This window comes from Sulfuricurvum sp. (assembly GCF_049587615.1).
In the GTDB taxonomy this organism is placed as follows: Bacteria; Campylobacterota; Campylobacteria; order Campylobacterales; family Sulfurimonadaceae; genus Sulfuricurvum.
In genome coordinates, this window is the sequence record NZ_JBAVEF010000013.1 from 99,657 (window position 1) to 121,276 (window position 21,620).

A 21,620-nucleotide genomic window follows, 5' to 3' on the forward strand; every position below is an offset into this window, starting at 1 on the left:
TTATAATGTATAATTTGGCCATAGTATATCGTTCTTTGGAAAAGAGTTCGATAAAAAAGAAGTGGAATAATTTTTGCTTGATGTAGTGTTATAACGTCAAGGGAGGGTAAAATGGGAATCAAAGTTTCACGAGCACACGATTTGATGCAAAGCGCACTCGATTACCGAGCCGCCCGTCAAGACATGATTGCCGGAAATATCGCAAATGCGGACACCCCTTTTTATCGTCCCCGAGATATCCGTTTCGAAGAGGTATTAGCCCAAAAAAGTGCTTCGGTTTTTGCCGACAAATCGCAAACACTTACGATGAGTCGTACCGACGGTTCCCATCTGGAGGGAGCGGATACCGCTTCTACTTCCAAGCCGACCACCTTTTTTCGGGACGGTCATATGGCACGCAATGATGGAAACAGTGTCGACTTGGATGTTGAAACGACCGAAATGGCGAAGAACTCGACCATGTTTAACGCACTTACTGCGGCACTTAAAAAAGATTCAATGCTTTTTAAAAGCGTCATCGATGCTTCGAGTAAAACCTCATGATAAATAAACTATGGGCATCCCGCCGAGGGAAACATAGCGTTAGCGTAACGAATGGGGGCTTTGCTCCCATCGTGTATTAAAGGATTAGCAATGGCATTTTTAGACAGTTTTGATATCAGCGGTTATGGCCTATCCGCACAACGGGTTCGTGTCAATACCATCAGTTCCAACATTGCCAATGCCCAAACGACCCGCACCAACGAGGGGGGGCCATACCGCCGTCAAGAAGTTGTCTTTAAAGCAATCGATTTTAATAAACTCTACAACCAAGCCTTGGAGAATGAAACAGCCTCTCTGGGTTACAGCGATCCTTTGAAAGAAGGATTGGCAGGGTTAAAACCTAATCCTGCCATCATGAGCGTTGTTGTCGATAAGATCACCCGTGATGATACGGCACCGAAAATGAAATATGAGCCTTCTCACCCCGATGCAGATGCCAACGGCTACGTTGCCTATCCCAATATTAATCCTGTGATTGAAATGGCCGATTTAGTCGAAGCAACAAGGTCGTATCAAGCGAATGTAGCCGCGTTTGAAAGCGCAAAAAACATGGCGTCCAGTGCCATCACTATTTTACAAGCCTAAAAAAGGATAGACCGTAATGGCCAATATTCAATCAATAAAATCTCTCTCCACTGCCGATTTACTGGCTAATAAAAGTACCAACCCGATCGAGGGGAGCAGTACCGACTTTGCACAAGAGCTTAAAAATGCCCTTGGCAATGTCAACCAGATGCAAGTTGACGGAGAGAAGGCGATGAGTGATATTGCGACCGGAAGCGTAAAAGATCTCCATCAAGCGGCTATTGCCATAGACAAAGCTGAAATCAGTATGAAACTGATGCTCGAAGTACGGAATAAAGCCCTTAACGCGTACAAAGAAATTACCCGAACGCAAATGTGATTCAGCCTTAACTCATGCGTCATTCTAATAAATCAAAAAAGATACTTGCCCTTTTTCTCGTTCTGATGTCCGGATTTGTCATCTTTTTGGCAGTGATGCTCTATACCGCGTTACACGAACGGGATATCCCCTCTATTTTCTCCGAAGATACGTCAAAAGCACAGCGCGGCTCCATCGTCAGTGCCGACGGATTTCATATCGCCACGACTCAAAAGCTTTACAAAGCAGTCGTCAACACCCGCAATATTGATCCGGATAAAGAGGAACTTTTTATTCAACTTTTCAGTATCTACAGCGGAATCGATCCGGCCGAGATTCGGCAGCGTCTGCATACCCGTAAAGGATCCGTAACCCTAAGCTACCACATCAGTCCTAAAGAGGCCATGTACCTGAAAACGCTAGGATTTGAATTACGCCGGCTAAAGGTATTCGTGGAATACGAAACCTCCAGCGGACAGCGTGTTTTGCAAGGGCTCAACATCATCGAAAGCGGTGAAGCGCGCACCTATCCTTACGGCAAGCTCCTCACCCCGCTTTTGGGTTATCCCCGAAAAATGGAAGAAGATGGCTATACCCGCGTATATGGGATCAAAGGATTAGAAAAGTTTTTTGACGAAGAGCTCAATCCGCAGCAAAACAAAACCCAAAAGGCGCTGCGCGACGTCAACGGTTATCTCATTTTAAATAAACAAAGCGATGTTAAACACCAGATCAACGGTTTGACGGTTAAACTCAACATACCCATCACACTCCAAGCACGGGTCGAAGCGGTTACCGATCGTATCAAAGAACAGCTCAAAGCGGATGAAATTATCGCAACCGTTATGGACTCAAAAACGGGAAAAATCGTTGCCCTTGCCAGTTCAAATCGATTCGATCCCAGTCATATTCGTACCGCCGATTACCCTTCACTCAACACAAATGCGATCGAATACAGCTACGAACCCGGATCGGTTATCAAACCGATTATCTTTGCTCTGATGCTCGATCGGGGGCTTATCAATCCTTATGATATGGTGAACGGCCATAACGGTCGCTACACCATGGGACGCAAAACGATTGTGGATGAGCACAAGTTCAGCATGATCAGCGCCGAAGATGTCCTTGTTTACTCATCCAATATCGGTATTGCCCAACTGGCCCAAAAACTAAACGGTGTCGAATATACCGAGGGGCTTAAACGATTTGGTTTCACCCATTTCAGCGGCATCGATCTCCCCTATGAAAAACGCGGTTCCATTCCGAGTTCTGCACAGTTAAATAATTACCTCTATAAAGCGATTACCTCGTACGGCTATGGGATGCGTGCCAATGCAATGCAGTTAGTAAAAGCGTTCAATGTATTTAATAACGGCGGTAAACTCATCAATCCGATGGTGGTTGAAGCTCTTTATGACGATAATGGCCGAATGATCCCGATGCAGGTACAAGCCCCGATACAAGTTATCTCCCCCGCCACCGCAGAGCGGATGAAACAAATTTTGATCAAAACGGTTAATGAAGGGACCGGCGTCGGTGCCAAAACACCGGGGCTTGAAATCGGGGGAAAAACGGGAACTGCCCATATCGCTAAAAAAGGGAAATACGTCAACAGCTATCACACCTCATTTATCGGTTTTGCGAATGACGGTACCCATCACTACACTATTGGTGTTGCGGTTATCGAACCCCGTACGGTTTATTTTGCATCGATCACCGCCGTTCCGGTATTTAAAGGGGTGGTAGATGTCATGGTCGAAGAAAAATTGCTAAAGCCCGATCCAATAGCCGCAGCGGCGGCTGCACAAGCGGCCCCTAAAGAACACCATTAAGGGCTTTTAGTACCAATTTGGTTGCCTCTTTTTCAAACGGGTAATGTTTTTGGATCCCCCACACTTCGACAACGATATCTCCTCGTAGCATGAGCTTGCGTTTGCCCTGCAATACCCCTACGACGCGGTTGTTTTCCAACCCTTTAGGGTCAATGGAAAAAAGCAGCGGAATCATCTTCTCTTTTCCTGATTCTACAACTATCGGCTTATTCTTATTGATAAGCGCCTCACCTTTAGCGAGGCTCTCTTTTCCATCATCGAGAGTATAGGTAAGCGATACCAGTTTTAGATCGCTGTGCCATCGGTTTACTACTTTGAGATCACTTCCCAGTCGCAGCCGTTCTTTTTCATCACCAATTCCCAAGAGGGTTAAAATCCCCATCACCATTTGAGGTCCTGAAGAATCAAACCGTATATTTCCCTGGGGCTCTATCAGAATATCTTCACCGATCTTCGGAGTGCATCCGGTGACGAACAATGCCGCCAGCAGCAGTCCCATGAAATATTTTTTCATTTTACATCCATACATTATCGATCAGGCGGGTGGTTCCGACACGTGCCGCAACGAGGATAATCGTATTTCCGATCATCACCTCTGCGATCGATTCAAATTCCCTATTGACGATCGCCACATATTCGACCTCCAACGGTTCCAAAATACGGATCATTTCGACGTGGATTGATTCCGCCTCCAAAGCTCCGCGCATGACCATCTCCGTTGCTTTCTTGAGGGCGGCAGAGAGTTTGAGAGCCTCCTGACGCTCGGCAGGATTCAAATAAATATTACGGCTCGAAAGTGCCAAACCATCCTTTTCCCGTACGGTCTCCATAGGGACAATCGCAACATTCATAAAAAAGTTTTTACACATCTGGGTGATTAGAGCAAGTTGTTGCGCATCTTTTTTTCCGAAATAAACACGTGCCGGACGAACCATGTTCAGCAGTTTCATCACAACGGTCAATACACCGTCAAAATGGCCCGGTCTTGAGGCACCCTCAAGAATATAACCGCGTACATCGGGAGCCGTGACCCTCACTTCATCCTCTCCGTACATAGCCCTGACATCCGGATAAAAGAGGACATCGACGCCGCTTAGCTCACAGATTTTAAAATCAGCCTCTTCGCGGCGAGGATACTTACTCAAATCCTCTCCCGGCAAAAACTGGGTCGGATTGACAAAAATGGATACTACCACACAATCATTCTCTTTACGTGCCGCCTCAATCAGACTGCGATGCCCAATATGCAGAGCCCCCATAGTCGGAACAAATCCGACAGTGCCGGGTTGAGCATCCAATACGGCTCGAAGTTCATCTACGGAACGGGCGATAATCATTGTTTTAGCCTTTATGCAGGGGAGGTATACTATAATCGCAATTATAATAGACTTCTTTTGAAAAAGAGGTCTTCTCTCTCGCCAGAGAGAAGCTTTAGCGACCCAAGCGGTCAGCGTAGCCAAGGGGCTTTGCCCTGCTGGCATCACTATAAATAACACCACAGGGATAATACGTGGATCATTACGAATATACTGAATTATTGAAAACTTTAACGATCAAAATGCAAAATGTCACCGATGTTGTCCGTCCACAGGACATTACACGACGTCTGGGCGAGATCGAAGCACTTGAAAATTCCGATGGTTTTTGGAATGATGCAACCGCCGCAGGGGTTATCCAAAAGGAAAAAACCCAGTTAGAACGCCGTCTTGCTAAATATTCTAAAACTTTTAATACGCTGGGCGATGCAAAAGACATCTATGACATGGCTAAAGAAGAAGGGGATGATGAGACAATCGAATCGCTCTTTGCCGATGCGGGAGAACTCGAAAATCAGGTCAAGTCCATGGAGATCGAAGTACTTTTAAGCGGCGAGCACGATAGTCATAATGCCATCGTCACCATCCACCCCGGTGCCGGAGGGACGGAATCCCAAGATTGGGCATCTATGCTCTTGCGCATGTACACCCGCTGGGCAGAGCGACATGACTTTACCGTCGAAATACTCGATTACCAGTCGGGTGAAGAGGCCGGGATAAAAGATGCCGCATTACTCATAAAAGGAATCAATGTCTACGGATACCTCAAAAATGAGAATGGTATCCACCGTCTCGTCCGAATCAGCCCTTATGATTCGGCGGCCAAACGTCATACCAGTTTTACCTCTGTCATGGTCTCTCCTGAACTCGACGATGACATCGCAATCGAGATCGAAGACCGTGACATCCGTATCGATACCTATCGTGCATCGGGTGCGGGGGGTCAGCACGTTAACAAAACCGAATCGGCGATCCGGATCACCCATATCCCTAGCGGTATCGTTGTACAGTGTCAAAATGACCGTTCCCAGCACAAGAACAAAGCAACGGCCTTCAAGATGCTCAAATCCCGCCTCTACGAACTGGAGATGGAAAAACAGCAGGCTGCCGTTGACGGTGTTGAAAAAAGCGATATCGGCTGGGGACATCAAATCCGTTCCTACGTTCTCGCTCCCTATCAGCAAGTCAAAGATACCCGTTCAGGTATCCCTTATTCCAACATCAGTACCATTCTCGATGGGGATATTGACGAGATGATCGAAGGTGTACTCATTTCTCTTAGCCGTAAAGATGACGACGAATAAAGATATTCTCCTCAAAGAGTGCGCGCTCTATGAGCCGTGCTCCTATATTGCGGGCAATACCCAAAGTATCCATTATAAAGTGATCCAAGAGTGTTCAAAAGAGCAATGCGAAGCGCTCATCTTCCGTGGATGGCGACGATTCGGATCCATGTACTTTCGCCCGATCTGCCAGGATTGCCGCTCGTGTGAAAGTCTTAAAATCGATGCACTCGATTATACTTTCAGTAAATCAGACCGCCGAATTTTACGTAAAAACAGCCATTTAACGACCATTATTCGTCACCCTACCCTCACACGTGAACACCTTAGTCTCTTTGATCGCTACCATCGCTACAAACACCATACTAGAGATTGGGATGCACCTAAAAGCGATCCGAAAAACTACTACGCCTCCTTTGTCCAGGGGCATGGTGATTTTGGATTTGAAGTCCTCTATTTTGAAGATGAAAAACTGATCGCCGTCGATCTCATAGACATTCTCGAACAGGGGATCAGTTCATTGTATTGCTACTATGATCCAGAGTTCAATGCCCAATCATTAGGACGCTATACCCTTTTACAGCAAATAGAATTTGCAAAACGTCTCAATCTAAAATGGATCTATTTAGGGTATTACGTCGAAGGGTGCCAAAGTCTAGCCTATAAAATTAACTATAAGCCCTCACTACAGCTTCAAGGGAGACCTGAAGAGTATGAAACAGCGCTATGGAAACCCTTAACGTCCACTGATCATTCGTGAAACAAGCCCTTTTTGGTCGCTTCGCTCTGCCAGAATAACCCCGATAATATGAACGGCAACAAAGGCAAAAATTGCATATCCGACATACATATGTATGCTCTCTACCAGCTCTTTGGAATCACCTGCAATTTTATAATAAAGACTCAGACCGCTGATCGACATCACTGCTAGGAAAAGATAAACTGCTTTATAGAGCCTATACACCCGTTTCATAGAGGGATTCTCATCAAAACCAAACCCGTTTTTTAGAACCATCACTAATCTCCATAACAGCAACGCGGCAACAGCAATTCCTAGATAGATATGCCATTCCCACATCGGAGCACGTACCGCTTTACCGATTATCACAGCTTGCTCGTCTGTAATAATCATCCCGATTTCAGCGAGCTTAGTCTGAACGATAGATCCTATCGCACCTTTGCTCATTACACTTTCTCGTAAGATAACCGTAATGAAGAGTCCAAAAACTGCTATTGCTTGCAGCCAATGCCAAACGCGAAATGAGGGTGAAAAAGTACGCATGTATTCTCCTGAACCTAGATACGTTATGATACAAAAATAATTTGCACATTAGGTTAACCGAGCATGAATAGCATCTCTTTTGATAATAATCGTATAATCCCTTCCAAAGTTATCTGCATCGGACGAAACTACGTTGAGCACATCTATGAACTGAAGAATGAGATTCCCGCTTCTATGGTCGTATTTAATAAACCCAACTCCGCTATTACCGATTCACTCCATGTGTTCACACCCGATACCCGTTTCGAAGGGGAAATCTGTTTTCTCATGATGGATGGAAAAATAGCAGGGATCGGATTTGGTCTGGACCTTACAAAAGCAGAGATACAAAATCATCTGAAATCCAAAGGACTCCCATGGGAACGTGCAAAAGGATTTGACGGATCGTGTGTGGTGGGCGAATTTGTCACTTTTGACGCTCCACTTGAATCACTGCGTATGACGCTTCATATCAACGGGTTCCTTGTACAAGAGGCAACCTATGATTTAATGATCTACAAACCCCTTTGTATGATTAAGGAGATAGAGAGTTTTATGCGTTTTGAAGACGGTGACATTATTATGAGTGGAACCCCCAAGGGAGTCAATACCTATCACGTGGGCGATACATTCATCGGAAAAATATTTAGCGGTGAGCGGTTGTTGGTAGAGAACGCTTGGGTTGTCAAATCATATATATAAACCTGATTTCCGCAATTAGCTAAAATTTTTATTATGATATAAGAGTTTTTTCTTTTATAATGGTCTCATATCTCAACTAGGAGTTTATTATGGCTATTATTTTACCCTCACTCCCGTTTGAAAAAAATGCATTGGAACCGTATATCACTTCTCTTACATTGGAATACCATTACGGCAAACATCACAATGCCTATGTTGTCAACACCAACACTTTGATAAAAGATACGGAACTCGATAAGTTATCACTCGAAGAGATTATCCTCCGATCTGCACACGGTTCAGAAAAAACTGCTCTCTTCAATAATGCAGCCCAAGTATGGAATCACACTTTTTATTGGAACTCTTTAAAACCTGGGGGAGGCCATCCGACAGGAGAAATTGCCAAAAAAATTGATGCCGATTTCGGAAGCTATGAGAATTTTGCCAAAGCCTTGAAGGAGGCGTCATTAGGACAGTTTGGAAGCGGATGGGCTTGGCTTATTGTAGTCGATGGAAAACTAAGTATACTCAAAACCTCCAATGCCGATACTCCGATAGCACATGGAATGAAGCCTCTTCTGTGCATCGATGTGTGGGAACATGCCTATTATCTGGATTATAAAAACGCCCGAACAGACTACGTGGATGCAGTGATAAGCTATTTGTTAAATTGGGATTTTGCGAATACTAATCTGATGGAATGAAAATAGGAAGAAAAAAAGGAAAGAAAGAAATGCCCCAAAGGGGCAAGAGGAGAAAGAGAATTGCTTAGCTGTTACGCTTTTTGATAATCTCTTCGGCAACGTTACGTGGAACTTCTTCGTAGTGATCGAATTCCATAGAGTAACTTGCACGTCCTTGTGTCGCTGAACGAAGATCAGTAGAGTAACCGAACATTTCAGAGAGTGGCACGAACGCGTCAACAATTTTGTTACCTGAACGGTCACCCATATTGTTAACTTGTCCGCGACGGCGGTTAAGATCACCGATAACGTCACCCATGAAGTTCTCAGGAACTTCAACTTCAACTTTCATCATAGGCTCTAAGATTGCTGGGTTTGCTTTACGTGCACCCTCTTTGAATCCCATTGAAGCAGCGAGTTTAAACGCCATCTCATTCGAGTCAACCTCATGGTATGAACCATCATACAATGCAACTTCGATATCCTCGATCGGATAACCCGCGAGAACCCCTTTTTGCATTGCTTCTTTACACCCTTTTTCAACGGCAGGAACATATTCTTTTGGAATAACCCCACCTTTGATTTCGTTGTGGAAAATATAACCTGTTCCAGGTACGCCCGGCTTGATGCGGAGATATACGTGACCGAATTGTCCACGTCCACCTGATTGTTTCGCGTATTTGTACTCTTGATTAACTTCGTTACGGATTGACTCACGGTAAGCAACTTGAGGAGCACCGACTTCCGCTTCGACTTTAAACTCACGGAACATACGGTCAACAAGGATCTCAAGGTGAAGTTCACCCATACCGCTGATGATCGTTTGTCCTGTCTCTTCGTCTGTATGAACACGGAAAGATGGATCTTCTGCAGCAAGTTTTGCTAACGCGATACCCATTTTTTCTTGGTCTGCTTTGGTTTTTGGCTCAACCGCAACCGAGATAACCGGTTCAGGGAAGTGCATACGCTCTAACACGATACGATCAGCTTCTGAACATAAAGTATCCCCCGTTGTTGTGTCTTTAAGACCGACAACCGCACCGATTTCACCCGCAAATAGTTCTTTGATCTCTTCACGTTTATTCGCGTGCATTTTCAAAAGACGACCGATACGCTCTTTTTTACCTTTGATAGTGTTATAAGCATAAGTACCTGACTCAAGAACACCACGGTAAACACGGACGAAAGTGAGCTGCCCAACGAATGGATCGGTCATAATTTTGAATGCAAGACCGGCGAATGGAGCATCATCGCGTGATTCAACTTCCACTTCGACTTCTTCATCATCCTCTTTAGTCCCTTTAATAGCGGCAACTTCAAGTGGTGACGGTAGGTAATCGACAACGGCGTCAAGAAGAGTTTGAACCCCTTTGTTTTTGAACGCAGTTCCGCATGTCATAGGAATGATTTCCATTTTAAGACATCCGGCTTTGATCCCGCGCATAATCTCTTCGTTACTAAGTTCACCCTCTTCGAAGAATTTCTCCATCAAAGAATCGTCACCCTCAGCAGCCGCTTCCATCATTTGTGCACGATATTGATTTGCTTTCTCTACCATATCCGCAGGAATTTCTTCTTCATGGTAGCTTGAACCCATTGCTGCATCTTCATCCCAAAGGATGGCTTTCATCTTAACGAGGTCAACAATCCCTTTGAAACCGTCTTCAGCACCGATTGGGAGTTGAATAGCGATTGGATTTGCTTTAAGTCGAGCACGGATTTGATCTTCTACGTTGTAGAAATCGGCACCGGTTCGGTCCATTTTGTTAACGAAAACCATACGAGGAACCCCGTAGCGGTTTGCTTGACGCCATACGGTCTCAGATTGTGGTTGAACCCCACCAACTGCACAGAATACAGCAACAGCACCGTCAAGTACACGCATAGAACGCTCAACTTCGATCGTGAAGTCAACGTGGCCCGGAGTGTCGATAATGTTAATTTGTTTACCGTTCCATTCACAGGTTGTCGCAGCAGAAGTAATGGTAATACCACGCTCTTGCTCTTGCTCCATCCAGTCCATAGTTGCAGCACCTTCGTGAACCTCACCGATTTTGTGTGATACACCGGTGTAGAATAAGATACGTTCTGTTGTCGTCGTTTTACCCGCGTCGATGTGAGCGGCGATACCGATGTTTCTTACGTCTTCAAGTTTATGGGATCTTGCCATGATAATAGCCCTTAATAGAGTTTATAGTGGATAGGGGAAATGATAACCCGAGAGGATTATCAAAGGATTACGAATATCTTACCAGCGATAGTGAGCGAACGCTTTATTCGCTTCAGCCATTTTGTAAGTATCTTCTTTACGTTTGAATGCTGTACCTTTGTCGTTTGCAGCATCTGATAACTCATTTGCCAAACGCTCTGCCATCGTACGCTCGTTACGTTTGCGTGCCGCATCAGTTAACCAGCGGATAGCAAGAGAAAGTTGGCGTACAGGACGAACTTCTACTGGAACTTGGTAGGTCGCTCCACCCACACGGCGGCTTTTTACTTCGATTACCGGTTTGATGTTATCGATAGCAGCGTTAAACACTTCAATACCGGTTTTTTCACCACGTGAACCCATGATGTCCAATGCACCGTACATGATTTTTTCAGCGGTACTTTTTTTACCGTCCCACATGATTTTATTGATGAATTTCGTCAATACTTTTGAACCATGAACCGGGTCAGGCATAATTTCGCGAACGGGCGCTTTTCTTCTTCTCATAATGTTTCCTTCAATGTTTTTTCATTTACTCAAAATACGGTCATCAGAAACCGAATCTTGTCAGACTAATTGATTATTTTTTAGCCTTAGCTTTTTTCGTTCCGTATTTAGAACGAGATACTTTACGGTCTTTAACACCCGCTGTATCCAATGCACCACGTACGATATGGTATTTAACCCCTGGTAAGTCTTTTACACGACCACCACGAACAAGAACAATCGAGTGCTCTTGCAAGTTATGACCCTCACCACCGATATAACTAATAACTTCAAACCCTGAAGTCAAACGAACTTTAGCAACTTTACGAAGTGCCGAGTTCGGTTTTTTAGGGGTTGTAGTATATACACGAGTACATACACCACGACGTTGTGGGCATGACACCAAAGCGGGTGATTTTGATTTTTTCACTACCGCTTGTCGCTCTTTACGAATAAGTTGGTTGATTGTTGGCACACAATCTCCTTTGTTGAATTGTTCCAGTAGAATATTTAATCTCCTCAAGACGAGGGACTAATAAACGCGCAATAATAGCTAATTTTTGATTAATTTGAGCTTATTTTAAGGAAGTTGTAAGAGAGAAGAAGTATAAAGCGCACAAGTGCGCGTGAGCCTACTGCTGAAGTAAACTCAGTATTAACGTAGCCAACGGAACTTTGTCCCGCTGGCGTTTTCTGAAACTATAGCTTAGTCTCCGAAAACCATTTTTTTATCTTTGTAAATACCGGTACCGACCGGGATCGTACGGCCGATGATGACGTTCTCTTTAAGATCGGTCAAATCATCGATTTTCGCTGATACTGCCGCTTCGGTCAAGACTTTTGTGGTGTCTTGGAACGATGCAGCCGAGATGATCGAGTCTGCACTAACCGCTGCACGGGTAATACCGACGAGGTACGGTTCAGCGATCGCAGGCTCTCCGCCGAGACGAAGAATTTTTTCGTTCTCAACTTTGAACTGCGCTTTAGAAACGACATCACCCTCGATGAATTTAGTGTCACCGGAGCGGAGGATTTTGATCTGACGCAACATCTGAGTAAAGATAACTTCGATGTGTTTGTCGGCGATGTTAACCCCTTGACGACGGTAAACTTGTTGTACTTCACTGACCAAGTAGTTATACAACGCTTTAACGCCTAAGATTCTCAAAATCTCGTGTGAGCTGATAATACCGTCGGTCAAACGTTCACCGGCGTGAACGAACTCACCCGGATGAACCAATGCGACAAGATTTTTATCAACGAAGTACTCTTTAACCATTCCGTTATCCGAAGTGATCAAGATACGCTCTTTACCACGAAGCGGTTTACCGAAGCTAACAACCCCGTCAAGTTCTGCGATAAGAGCGATCTCTTTAGGTTTACGTGCTTCGAAAAGCTCAGAAACCCGTGGAAGACCCCCAGTAATATCGCGCGATTTTTGGAGTGCTTTTGGTGTACGTGCCAAGATGTCGGCCACTTTCACTTCAGAACGGTCTTGTGCGAAAATCGCCGTTTTTGGCTCAACCGCGTAACGGATAACTGAACCGTCGTTTGCCGCAAGGACGATCGCCGGCTTGAATTCCGGTGCAACGTATTCGTTGATCATCAAACGGGTTTTACCGGTTAATTCGTCAAACTGCTCGGATGCGGTAACACCCGGGATGATGTCTTCGAACGTGATAACACCATCGGTTTCTGAGATGATCGGATTCGAATATGGATCCCATTCAGCGATAACCGTTGACTCTTCTTTAACCGGTTTAGCGATTATACTATCCGCTTTTACCGCTTCATTATCATTGATCTCAATCACAGAACCGCGAGCGATATAGTGACGGATCGCTTCACGGTCTTCACTATCAGCAACAACGGCGAAAAGACCTTTCTCTTCAACGCTGTACCCTTTAGTAATTTCGTGATGACGCTCAAGATAATCCCCTTTGAGGAGGTAGTATTTAACAACCCCTTTCTCTTTCGCCAAAATCTTTTGCGTTATCGGGGCACCGTCTTTTACTTGTATCTCAGATGCGTATGGGATACGGTTCGGTACGTTCCAGCCGTCTTTGATGGTTTCCACAATGGATTCATCTGCTTTAACCGTGGTTCCAGTTTCATACGGAAGGTAAAACTTACCTTCAATTTTACCGCTGACCCCTGCGAGTTCATTCGGCTTAGCCACTTCATTTTTACGAAGAGTATAACGCACCGTTTGACTCTCGCTCTTAACGCTGACAATAATTTCATCATGAATCGTTTGAATCTCAACGGTTCCGTTAAACGGCGCTTTAATTTTCGGTTCAACCAACAAGATAGCCGCATTACGGCGATTTGCAACAATTTGTTTCCCCTCTTTGGAGAGGTAGGTTTTCATGTTGTAATAACGGATGAAACCTTCTTTAGTCGCGACAACTTGGCGCTCTTCACGAGTACTTGACGCCGTTCCACCTACGTGGAAGGTACGGAGGGTCAACTGCGTACCCGGTTCCCCGATAGATTGAGCCGCAATAATACCGACCGCTTCGCCCGGCTTAACGATTCCACCGCTTCCGAGGTTAAGTCCGTAACAAAGGGCACATACGCCACCCTCAGACTTACAGGTTGTCGGAGTACGGATTTGTACCGACCGGATACCGGCTTCGACAATTTTGTGAGCTTTGATCTCATCAACCAAAGTCCCCTCAGAATAAAGGATCTCATTCGTAATCGGATCAATCGCATCTTCTGCCAATACACGGCCATAAATACGGTCTTCGAGCGGCTCGATGAGTTCATTACCGACAGAGATATCTGTAAGTTCGATACCCTCATGGGTTCCGCAGTCGTGCTCAACGATTTTAACGTTTTGTGCAACGTCAACGAGTTTACGTGTCAAATAACCCGCATTCGCTGTTTTAAGTGCGGTATCGGCGAGACCTTTACGAGCACCGTGGGTAGAAATAAAGTACTCTAAAACGTTTAGACCCTCTTTAAAGTTTGAAATAATCGGTGTTTCAATAATTGAACCATCCGGTTTCGCCATCAAACCACGCATACCGGCAAGCTGACGAATCTGAGCTGCAGATCCACGTGCTCCAGAGTCCGCCATCATAAAGATCGAGTTAAATCCGTCTTTATCGTTTTGGATCAAATCCATCATCCCGCCCGCAACGGTATTGTTCGTATCCGTCCAAACGTCGATGATTTTATTATAACGTTCTTGTTCGGTCAAAAGACCCGCTTCGAATTGCTTTTGAATCTCTTTAACACGGTTTTTAGAAGCTACAATCAACCCTGCTTTCATTTCAGGGATAATGATATCCGCGATAGAGATCGATACCCCAGATTTAGTTGCATAACGGAAACCGAGATTTTTCAAGTCATCCAGGAATCCTGCTGTTACCGCAATTCCACCATGCTTATTGACATAGTCAACAAGAATAGAAATGTTTTTCTTTTTCATCACAACGTTCCAAAGTTCCGCCGGAACGAAAGAAGGAAGGATCGATTGAAGAATCATACGTCCCGCTGTTGTATGGATAACACGCCCCTCGACACGGGTACGTACTTTCGCATGCAAATCAAGCGCATTGTGTTCAAGTGCAATCATAATCTCATCAACATTGCTGAAAAGTTTATTCGACCCCTTCACCTCATTTTTGCCAAGAGTCAGATAATAAAGCCCCAAGACCATATCTTGTGAAGGAGTAGCAATCGCTTTACCCGATGCCGGAAGCAAAATGTTCATGGATGAAAGCATCAATACTTTACATTCCGCAATCGCTTCGGCTGAAAGAGGTACGTGAACCGCCATTTGGTCACCGTCGAAGTCCGCATTGAAGGCGGCACAAACGAGAGGATGCAACTGGATTGCTTTACCGTCGATCAATTTCGGGTGAAACGCTTGGATCGAGAGTTTGTGCAACGTCGGAGCACGGTTAAGCATAACCGGATACCCCTCAACGATCTCTGCAAGACACTCCCAAACTTCATTGGTTTTCTCTTCGATCATTTTTTTCGCCGCTTTCACGGTCGTTGCATACCCTTTATCTTCGAGTTTAGCAATCAAATGAGGTTTGAAAAGCTCCAACGCCATTTGTTTCGGCAATCCGCACTGGTCCATTTGAAGGTTTGGTCCGACAACGATGACCGAACGTCCCGAGAAGTCAACACGTTTACCGAGTAGATTCTGACGGAAACGCCCTTGTTTCCCTTTGATGATCTCAGAGAGAGATTTCAACGGACGTTTGTTTGCACCTTTAACAGCGTTTGCACGACGACCGTTGTCGAACAACGCATCTACCGCTTCTTGCAACATACGTTTTTCGTTACGTACAATAATTTCCGGTGCTTCAAGCTCGATAAGACGCTTAAGACGCTGGTTACGGTTGATTACACGGCGATAAAGGTCATTGACATCCGATACCGCGAATTTTCCGCCATCAAGACTTACCAACGGACGAAGTTCAGGAGGGAGAACCGGCAATGCCGTGAGCATCATCCATGCAGGATTGTTCCCTGAATTCAAGAACGACTCGATGACTTTCAAACGTTTAACGATCGTTTTACGTTTTGCTTCCGAGTTGGTTCCCGCTACTTCTTCTTTAAGAGAAGAGAAAAGGTCAACGAGATCAAGTTCATCGAGCAATTCGCGAACCGCTGATCCGCCCATCTCTGCAGAAAAGCCGCTGTCTCCGTAACGTTGTACCAATGTACGGTATTGCTCTTCATTCAATACATCGTATTTGAGAACCGCAGACGTTTGCTCACCGTCATAATACGCTTCACCACCGCTTTTAACAATGTATGCTTCGTAGTACAATACACGCTCAAGATCTTTCATCTTAACGCCGAGGAGTGTACCGATACGGCTTGGAAGTGAACTAACGTACCAGATGTGCGCTACAGGAGTAACGAGATCAATGTGTCCCATACGGGTACGGCGAACTTTTGCCGAAGTTACTTCAACCCCACATTTTTCACAAATAACGCCTTTATAACGCATTTTTTTGTATTTTCCGCACAAACATTCGTAATCACGAACCGGACCGAAAATTTTCGCACAAAACAATCCGTCGCGTTCCGGTTTTAAGGTACGATAGTTGATGGTTTCAGGTTTTTTTACTTCACCGTGACTCCATGAGAGAACTCTCTCAGGAGACGCGAGTCGAAATTGGATTTGTTTAATATCGACTGGGCGATTCTCTTCTGTTACGGCAACCGGTACTAATTTACTCATTGTCATCCACCTCGTCAAAAATCTCAATATCAAGCGCCAATGACTGGAGCTCTTTCGTTAATACGAAGAGTGTTTCCGGAATACCAGATGCCGGTACACTCTCCCCTTTAGTAATCGCTTTGTAGGCACGAACACGTCCGTCAACATCATCTGATTTGATCGTCAACATCTCTTTCAGAACAGCAGAAGCACCATAGGCTTCGAGTGCCCATACTTCCATCTCTCCGAAACGTTGTCCACCGAAGAGTGCTTTACCACCGACCGGCTGTTGAGTAACGAGAGAGTATGGTCCGGTTGAACGGGCGTGCACTTTCTCATCAACCAAGTGATGAAGTTTGAGCATATACATGTAACCCACGTTAACACGCTCTTTCATTTTGTCGCCGGTTTTACCGTCGTAAAGCTCCATTTTCCCATCGTCAGCAAGTTTCGCCAATTCGAAAAGGCGTCCGAATTCAGCTTCAGTAACCCCTTCGAAAATAGGAGTTGCGAATTTAACCCCTTTTGACCAATCTTGAGCGTAGCCAAGAAGAGTTTGATCATCCATTTCACCGAGCAATTTAGCAGCGTTCATGAGACCCGCAACATCGGCAAAAGAGATCATCTTAGAGCGCAATTCGCCGATAAACTCTTTTTGTTTCGCTTCAAAAATATCTTGAATTTGGAACCCAAGTTCTTTTCCGACCATACCAAGGTGCATCTCCAGGATTTGCCCGATATTCATACGAGAAGGGACCCCGAGCGGGTTCAAACAAACGTCAACGGTACGTCCATTTGCCATGTACGGCATATCGACTTGAGGAACAATGATCGAAACGATACCTTTGTTCCCGTGACGTCCCGCCATTTTATCCCCGACTTTGAGTTTACGTTTGGTTGCAATGTAAACTTTGACAAACTTCACAACACCGTTTGGAAGGATGTCGTCTTTTTCCAAGATAGAAAGTTTCTCTTCGTGTTCGTCACGGAATTTTTTCTTCTCTTTTTGGAAATGGTTTTTCGTTTGGTTGTACTTCTCTTGAATGTCGTCGCTGAATGCTTTTACGACGTTATTCATTGCAAAACGGTTAACCTCTTTAAGATCATCCGCTTTGACGTTTTCACCCGCTCTGTACTCATTGCCGTTAATACTGACATCACTGAGCAATGGGTGTTTAGTGAGCAACGAAACAATACGGAGCATCTCTTCTTTATCGATCATCAAGAGACGATCGTAGTGTTCACGCTCGAGTTCATCACGCTCTTGTTTTTCAAGCTCTAATGTACGAGGATCTTTATCGTACCCTTTTTTCGTGAAGACTTTAACGTCTACAACGACACCTTCCATACTTGGCGTACAGTAGAGTGATTTGTTCACAACGTGACCCGCTTTTTCACCGAAGATGGCGCGTAGTAATCGCTCTTCCGGCGTCGGTTTTACTTCACCTTTTGGAGAAACTTTACCAACCAGGATCATTCCGCCTTTAACATAGGTACCGATTTTAACAATACCGCTGTCATCAAGGTGTGCCAACTCATCATCACGAACGTTCGGGATATCACGAGTGATCTCTTCGACACCGTGTTTGAGTTCGCGTGCTTCCGCCTCTTTTTCATAGATATGAACCGAGGTGAAAGCGTCTTCACGGATCATACGCTCCGACATAACGATCGCATCCTCGAAGTTGTATCCGTTCCACGGCATAAATGCAACGAGTGCATTAATCCCGAGTGCCAATTCACCTTGATCCATATTTGGACCATCCGCGATGATTTGCCCTTTCGTTACCAATTGACCTTGTTTAACGATCGGCTTTTGCAAGAACGTCGTATTTTGGTTGGTACGAAGATTTTTTTGTAACGGATAGTAATCGATAAACGTTCCATCTTCATCTTCACCCATCACGTAGATGTGTTTAGAATCCACTTTCTCAACGATACCACTACGCTCAGCTTTCACACACTCCCATGAATCACGAGCAACGAGTTTTTCAACCCCTGTTCCAACCATTGGTGCTTCAGGGCGTAACAACGGCACGGCTTGACGTTGCATGTTCGATCCCATCAATGCGCGGTTCGCGTCATCGTGTTCCAAGAACGGAATCAAACTCGCCGCGACACCGACAACCATATGCGGTGTCAAATCACGAAGTTCGCAATCTTTTGGAGAAACAAGAGGGTATTCACCGTCTTGTCGTGTTTCAACCAAATCATCAAGGAAGTTTCCGTTCTCATCAACACGGCTAGATGCTGCTGCAATGACTTTTCCCTCTTCTTGGGTAGCTGTCAAATAAACAACTTCTTTGGTTACAACACCGTCTTTAACAACATTGTACGGAGCTTCGATAAATCCGTGCTCATTAACCTTTGAATAAGTCGCCAAGGTATTGATCAAACCAATGTTTTGTCCCTCAGGAGTCTCAATCGGACAGATACGACCGTAATGGGTCGGGTGAACGTCACGCACTTCAAATCCGGCACGCTCTTTAACGAGACCACCTTCCCCGAGGGCGGATAGACGACGTTTATGTGTAACTTCCGACAACGGGTTTGTTTGGTCCATAAATTGTGACAACTGCCCACCGCTGAAGAACTCCATGATAGTAGAGGTGATCATTTTTGAGTTAATCAAATCATGCGGCATCAATTCAGTAGTCGGTCCGCTCATCGTTGAAAGTTTGTCTTTGATCGCTTTTTGCATCTTGACAAGACCGTTATGAAGCTCGTTTCCAAGCAATTCACCGATGGAACGGATACGACGGTTACCGAGGTGGTCACGATCATCGATGTGACCTTGCCCGTTTTTGACTTTAATGACATATTTAACGGTGTTAATGATATCTTCATTGGTCAAAACCGTCACATACTCAGGGATATTGAGCCCGAGTTTGTGATTCATTTTCATACGTCCCACTCGGGTCAAATCATAACGTTCAGGATCAAAGAAAAGCTGATTAACAAAGATTTTTGCCGCTTCTTTGGTTACCGGTTCACCAGGACGCATTACTTTATAAATACGGATCGCTGCAAGATCGTTTTCATCTTCAATGATTTCAGTCTGGCGAAGCAATTTCAACGAATCAACATCAGCTATAAATGCATTGATGATTGCGCTGTCGTGCCCTTCAGCAAGATCGTTCGCGATTACGAACTCTTTAACTCCCGCTTCGATCATTTTTTTGAGTTTGGTCTCATCAAGCTGAGCCATAGTGTCAAACATCACTTCACCAGTTATCGCATCGATAATCGGTTCCGCCAAATGCCGTTCAATCAAGGTCTCAATCGGGTATTGAATCGCTTTTACACCTTCAGCAATCAATTTTTCCGCTTTTTTCGTTGATAGACGTTTACCGGCTGCAACCAAAAGTTTCCCATCAGCATCAACCAAATCATATCCAAGACGTCCGGCAAATTGTTCCGGATCGAAATCCATCAAATATTTGTTCTCTTCGACACGAATTTTTTGTAACGGGTAGAACATTTTCAAAATATCTTGTTTACTGTATCCAAGAGCACGGAACATAATTGTTACCGGTACTTTACGACGCTTATTGATACGCATGTACAGAATGTCTTTCGGATCATACTCGAAATAGAGCCATGAACCGCGGTCAGGGATGATCTGACCGGTAAAGATCATTTTACTTCCGGCGGTGGTTGATTCTTCTTCTTTGAAGATAACCCCTGGACTGCGGTGAAGCTGATTTACAACGACGCGTTCAACACCGTTGATAACGAACGATGTACGATCGGTCATCAAAGGGATATCACGGATGAAAATGGTTTGTTCTTTAATATCTTTTACACCGGTTTTTTCTTTGGTGTTTTCATCACGATCCCAAATCATAAGACGTGTTTTCATACGAAGCGATACGGAATAGGTCAATCCGCGTTCCATACATTCACGTACCGTGTACTTAGGACGTCCTACTTCAGAACCGAGATATTCAAGAGAAAGACGGTTTTGTGAATCATGAATCGGGAATACCGATTGGAATACACGCTCAATTCCACTTTTAGAACGATCTTTTTGATCTAACATCAAAAAGGATTCATAAGAACTTTGTTGAAGTTGTAATAAATTCGGTACTTCAATTTGCTGGGGAGTTTTCGCGAAATCAACGCGTAAGCGGTTTCCGGAGTGAAGAGTGTTTAACATAGGCTACCTCAATCGAAGTTTTTGATCCCATAGGGATAAGTGCAAAGTCTATAAGTCGAGCGTCCTCGACCCTATAACGACGTATGGGCACTTTACGAAGAAGCTAAAATCCGCTTCGTAAAGTGCCCTGTGGGAGGTGGAGGCGCAAGCGCGCCTCCGATCAAAATGATTATTTGATTTCGACAGCAGCACCAGCTTCTTCAAGCTCTTTTTTAGCTGCTTCAGCATCTTGTTTAGAGATACCTTCTTTAATAGTTGTAGGTGCACCTTCAACTGCATCTTTAGCCTCTTTAAGACCAAGACCTGTCATCGCACGTACTACTTTAATAACGTTGATTTTTTTGTCACCACCGTCTTTCAAGATAACGTCGAATTCAGTTTTTTCTTCTTCAGCAACTGCAGCAACAGCAGCACCAGCAACCGCTACCGGTTGAGCAGATACACCAAATTTTTCTTCGAATTCTTTTACTAGCTCAGAAAGCTCAAGTACAGAAAGGTTTGAGATAAACTCAAGAACGTCTTGTTTTGTAACAGCCATTGTAGTCTCCTATTATATTTTTGTTTTATGCCGACACTAAGATCAGCGATTTATCAAAGCAGCAGTTACGCTGCTTCTTCTTCTTTTTTGCGTTTTAGCGCATCGAGTCCGATTGTAAAGTTGCGAACTGGTCCCATCCATACAGATGCCAACATTCCAAGCAACTCTTCGCGTCCCGGTAGGGTAGCAAATGCACGAACTTTTTGCTCATCAGCGGCTTCGCCGTCAATGTATGCTGTTCGGATAACAAATTTATCATTTGCTTTGGCGAAATCTACCGCTGTTTTAGAAGCAGCGATAGCGTCAGCTCCCCAAACGAAAATGTTAGTATCTTTAATTTCGATACCAGACATCTCTGCATTGTTCAAAGCGATAGTTGCAAGTGTATTTTTTACAACTTGAACTTTTGAATCTTTTTCACGTGCAATTTTACGAAGTGCTTCGAGTTCAGACACTGCCAAACCACGATAGTCACACATAATAACCGCTGCAGAAGATTTGAACTCATTGGTTAAAGTACTAACAATCTCAGATTTCTGTGATTTATTCATA

General features: G+C 44.6%; 18 protein-coding genes. 8 read left to right on the forward strand and 10 right to left on the reverse strand.

Annotated features, from left to right (window positions below; genetic code table 11):
• The first annotated feature begins 111 nt into the window (after positions 1-111).
• The 4 genes from flgB to WB308_RS01745 all read left to right on the forward strand — a co-directional run bounded on the left by flgB (position 112) and on the right by WB308_RS01745 (position 3,258).
• Positions 112-543 carry a flagellar basal body rod protein FlgB gene (gene flgB / locus WB308_RS01730; protein WP_424188380.1) on the forward strand — a complete coding sequence of 144 codons (432 nt, stop codon included), beginning with the start codon at positions 112-114 and terminating at the stop codon, positions 541-543.
• 90 nt (positions 544-633) lie between these two features.
• Entirely contained in the window at positions 634-1,128 is a 495-nt protein-coding gene (flgC, locus tag WB308_RS01735) for a flagellar basal body rod protein FlgC (protein ID WP_424188382.1), read from the forward strand.
• Between the two features lie 16 nt (positions 1,129-1,144).
• A complete protein-coding gene (fliE, locus tag WB308_RS01740; protein WP_424188384.1) occupies positions 1,145-1,447 on the forward strand; it encodes a flagellar hook-basal body complex protein FliE in 303 nt (100 codons plus the stop codon).
• Positions 1,448-1,461: 14 nt separating this feature from the next.
• On the forward strand, positions 1,462-3,258 hold the full coding sequence (locus WB308_RS01745) for a peptidoglycan D,D-transpeptidase FtsI family protein (RefSeq protein ID WP_424188386.1): 1,797 nt from the start codon (positions 1,462-1,464) through the stop codon (positions 3,256-3,258).
• Here the strand turns inward: WB308_RS01745 and WB308_RS01750 are convergent.
• Positions 3,242-3,772, reverse strand: a complete 531-nt coding sequence (locus WB308_RS01750; RefSeq protein WP_424188388.1) for a hypothetical protein — start codon at positions 3,770-3,772, stop codon at positions 3,242-3,244. The genes WB308_RS01745 and WB308_RS01750 overlap by 17 nt on opposite strands.
• A 1-nt stretch (position 3,773) precedes the next feature.
• Positions 3,774-4,595 carry a pantoate--beta-alanine ligase gene (panC, locus tag WB308_RS01755; RefSeq protein WP_424188390.1) on the reverse strand — a complete coding sequence of 274 codons (822 nt, stop codon included), beginning with the start codon at positions 4,593-4,595 and terminating at the stop codon, positions 3,774-3,776.
• A gap of 173 nt (positions 4,596-4,768) precedes the next feature.
• Here panC and prfB point away from each other — a divergent pair, with 173 nt between their 5' ends.
• On the forward strand, positions 4,769-5,878 hold the full coding sequence (gene prfB, locus WB308_RS01760) for a peptide chain release factor 2 (protein ID WP_424188392.1): 1,110 nt from the start codon (positions 4,769-4,771) through the stop codon (positions 5,876-5,878).
• Positions 5,865-6,617: an arginyltransferase gene (locus tag WB308_RS01765; protein ID WP_424188394.1), complete on the forward strand. Its 753-nt coding sequence runs from the start codon at positions 5,865-5,867 to the stop codon at positions 6,615-6,617. The genes prfB and WB308_RS01765 overlap by 14 nt, the downstream gene beginning before the upstream one ends.
• Here WB308_RS01765 and WB308_RS01770 read toward each other — a convergent pair.
• Complete coding sequence (locus tag WB308_RS01770; RefSeq protein ID WP_424188396.1) at positions 6,594-7,139, reverse strand: cytochrome b/b6 domain-containing protein; 546 nt, start codon at positions 7,137-7,139, stop codon at positions 6,594-6,596. The genes WB308_RS01765 and WB308_RS01770 overlap by 24 nt on opposite strands.
• Before the next feature lie 63 nt (positions 7,140-7,202).
• Between WB308_RS01770 and WB308_RS01775 the strand changes: the two genes are divergently transcribed.
• On the forward strand, positions 7,203-7,820 hold the full coding sequence (locus WB308_RS01775) for a fumarylacetoacetate hydrolase family protein (protein ID WP_424188398.1): 618 nt from the start codon (positions 7,203-7,205) through the stop codon (positions 7,818-7,820).
• Between the two features lie 89 nt (positions 7,821-7,909).
• Positions 7,910-8,503, forward strand: a complete 594-nt coding sequence (locus WB308_RS01780) for a superoxide dismutase (RefSeq protein ID WP_424188400.1) — start codon at positions 7,910-7,912, stop codon at positions 8,501-8,503.
• 64 nt (positions 8,504-8,567) lie between these two features.
• On the opposite strand, the gene fusA is transcribed toward WB308_RS01780, so the two are convergent.
• The 7 genes from fusA to rplJ all read right to left on the reverse strand — a co-directional run bounded on the left by fusA (position 8,568) and on the right by rplJ (position 21,619).
• The gene (gene fusA, locus WB308_RS01785) at positions 8,568-10,652 is read right to left on the reverse strand and encodes an elongation factor G (RefSeq protein ID WP_424188402.1); all 2,085 of its coding nucleotides are present in this window, start codon (positions 10,650-10,652) and stop codon (positions 8,568-8,570) included.
• A 78-nt stretch (positions 10,653-10,730) separates the two neighbouring features.
• Complete coding sequence (gene rpsG / locus WB308_RS01790) at positions 10,731-11,198, reverse strand: 30S ribosomal protein S7 (RefSeq protein ID WP_424188403.1); 468 nt, start codon at positions 11,196-11,198, stop codon at positions 10,731-10,733.
• Positions 11,199-11,271: 73 nt separating this feature from the next.
• On the reverse strand, positions 11,272-11,652 hold the full coding sequence (rpsL, locus tag WB308_RS01795) for a 30S ribosomal protein S12 (RefSeq protein ID WP_013461125.1): 381 nt from the start codon (positions 11,650-11,652) through the stop codon (positions 11,272-11,274).
• Between the two features lie 231 nt (positions 11,653-11,883).
• A complete protein-coding gene (rpoC, locus tag WB308_RS01800) occupies positions 11,884-16,392 on the reverse strand; it encodes a DNA-directed RNA polymerase subunit beta' (RefSeq protein WP_424188405.1) in 4,509 nt (1,502 codons plus the stop codon).
• The gene (gene rpoB, locus WB308_RS01805) at positions 16,385-20,530 is read right to left on the reverse strand and encodes a DNA-directed RNA polymerase subunit beta (RefSeq protein WP_424188407.1); all 4,146 of its coding nucleotides are present in this window, start codon (positions 20,528-20,530) and stop codon (positions 16,385-16,387) included. Before rpoB ends, rpoC begins: the two co-directional genes overlap by 8 nt.
• A 169-nt stretch (positions 20,531-20,699) precedes the next feature.
• A complete protein-coding gene (gene rplL / locus WB308_RS01810; protein WP_424188409.1) occupies positions 20,700-21,068 on the reverse strand; it encodes a 50S ribosomal protein L7/L12 in 369 nt (122 codons plus the stop codon).
• A gap of 65 nt (positions 21,069-21,133) precedes the next feature.
• Positions 21,134-21,619, reverse strand: coding sequence for a 50S ribosomal protein L10 (rplJ, locus tag WB308_RS01815; RefSeq protein WP_424188411.1), 486 nt, complete (start codon positions 21,617-21,619; stop codon positions 21,134-21,136).
• Between the last annotated feature and the right edge of the window lies 1 nt (position 21,620).

Coding starts and splice junctions, on each gene's coding strand:
- flgB (WP_424188380.1), top strand. CDS start 112: ATGGGAATCAAAGTTTCACGAGCACACGATTTGATGCAAAGCGCACTC.
- flgC (WP_424188382.1), top strand. CDS start 634: ATGGCATTTTTAGACAGTTTTGATATCAGCGGTTATGGCCTATCCGCA.
- fliE (WP_424188384.1), top strand. CDS start 1,145: ATGGCCAATATTCAATCAATAAAATCTCTCTCCACTGCCGATTTACTG.
- WB308_RS01745 (WP_424188386.1), top strand. CDS start 1,462: ATGCGTCATTCTAATAAATCAAAAAAGATACTTGCCCTTTTTCTCGTT.
- WB308_RS01750 (WP_424188388.1), bottom strand. CDS start 3,772: ATGAAAAAATATTTCATGGGACTGCTGCTGGCGGCATTGTTCGTCACC.
- panC (WP_424188390.1), bottom strand. CDS start 4,595: ATGATTATCGCCCGTTCCGTAGATGAACTTCGAGCCGTATTGGATGCT.
- WB308_RS01765 (WP_424188394.1), top strand. CDS start 5,865: ATGACGACGAATAAAGATATTCTCCTCAAAGAGTGCGCGCTCTATGAG.
- WB308_RS01770 (WP_424188396.1), bottom strand. CDS start 7,139: ATGCGTACTTTTTCACCCTCATTTCGCGTTTGGCATTGGCTGCAAGCA.
- WB308_RS01775 (WP_424188398.1), top strand. CDS start 7,203: ATGAATAGCATCTCTTTTGATAATAATCGTATAATCCCTTCCAAAGTT.
- WB308_RS01780 (WP_424188400.1), top strand. CDS start 7,910: ATGGCTATTATTTTACCCTCACTCCCGTTTGAAAAAAATGCATTGGAA.
- fusA (WP_424188402.1), bottom strand. CDS start 10,652: ATGGCAAGATCCCATAAACTTGAAGACGTAAGAAACATCGGTATCGCC.
- rpsG (WP_424188403.1), bottom strand. CDS start 11,198: ATGAGAAGAAGAAAAGCGCCCGTTCGCGAAATTATGCCTGACCCGGTT.
- rpoC (WP_424188405.1), bottom strand. CDS start 16,392: ATGAGTAAATTAGTACCGGTTGCCGTAACAGAAGAGAATCGCCCAGTC.
- rpoB (WP_424188407.1), bottom strand. CDS start 20,530: ATGTTAAACACTCTTCACTCCGGAAACCGCTTACGCGTTGATTTCGCG.
- rplL (WP_424188409.1), bottom strand. CDS start 21,068: ATGGCTGTTACAAAACAAGACGTTCTTGAGTTTATCTCAAACCTTTCT.
- rplJ (WP_424188411.1), bottom strand. CDS start 21,619: ATGAATAAATCACAGAAATCTGAGATTGTTAGTACTTTAACCAATGAG.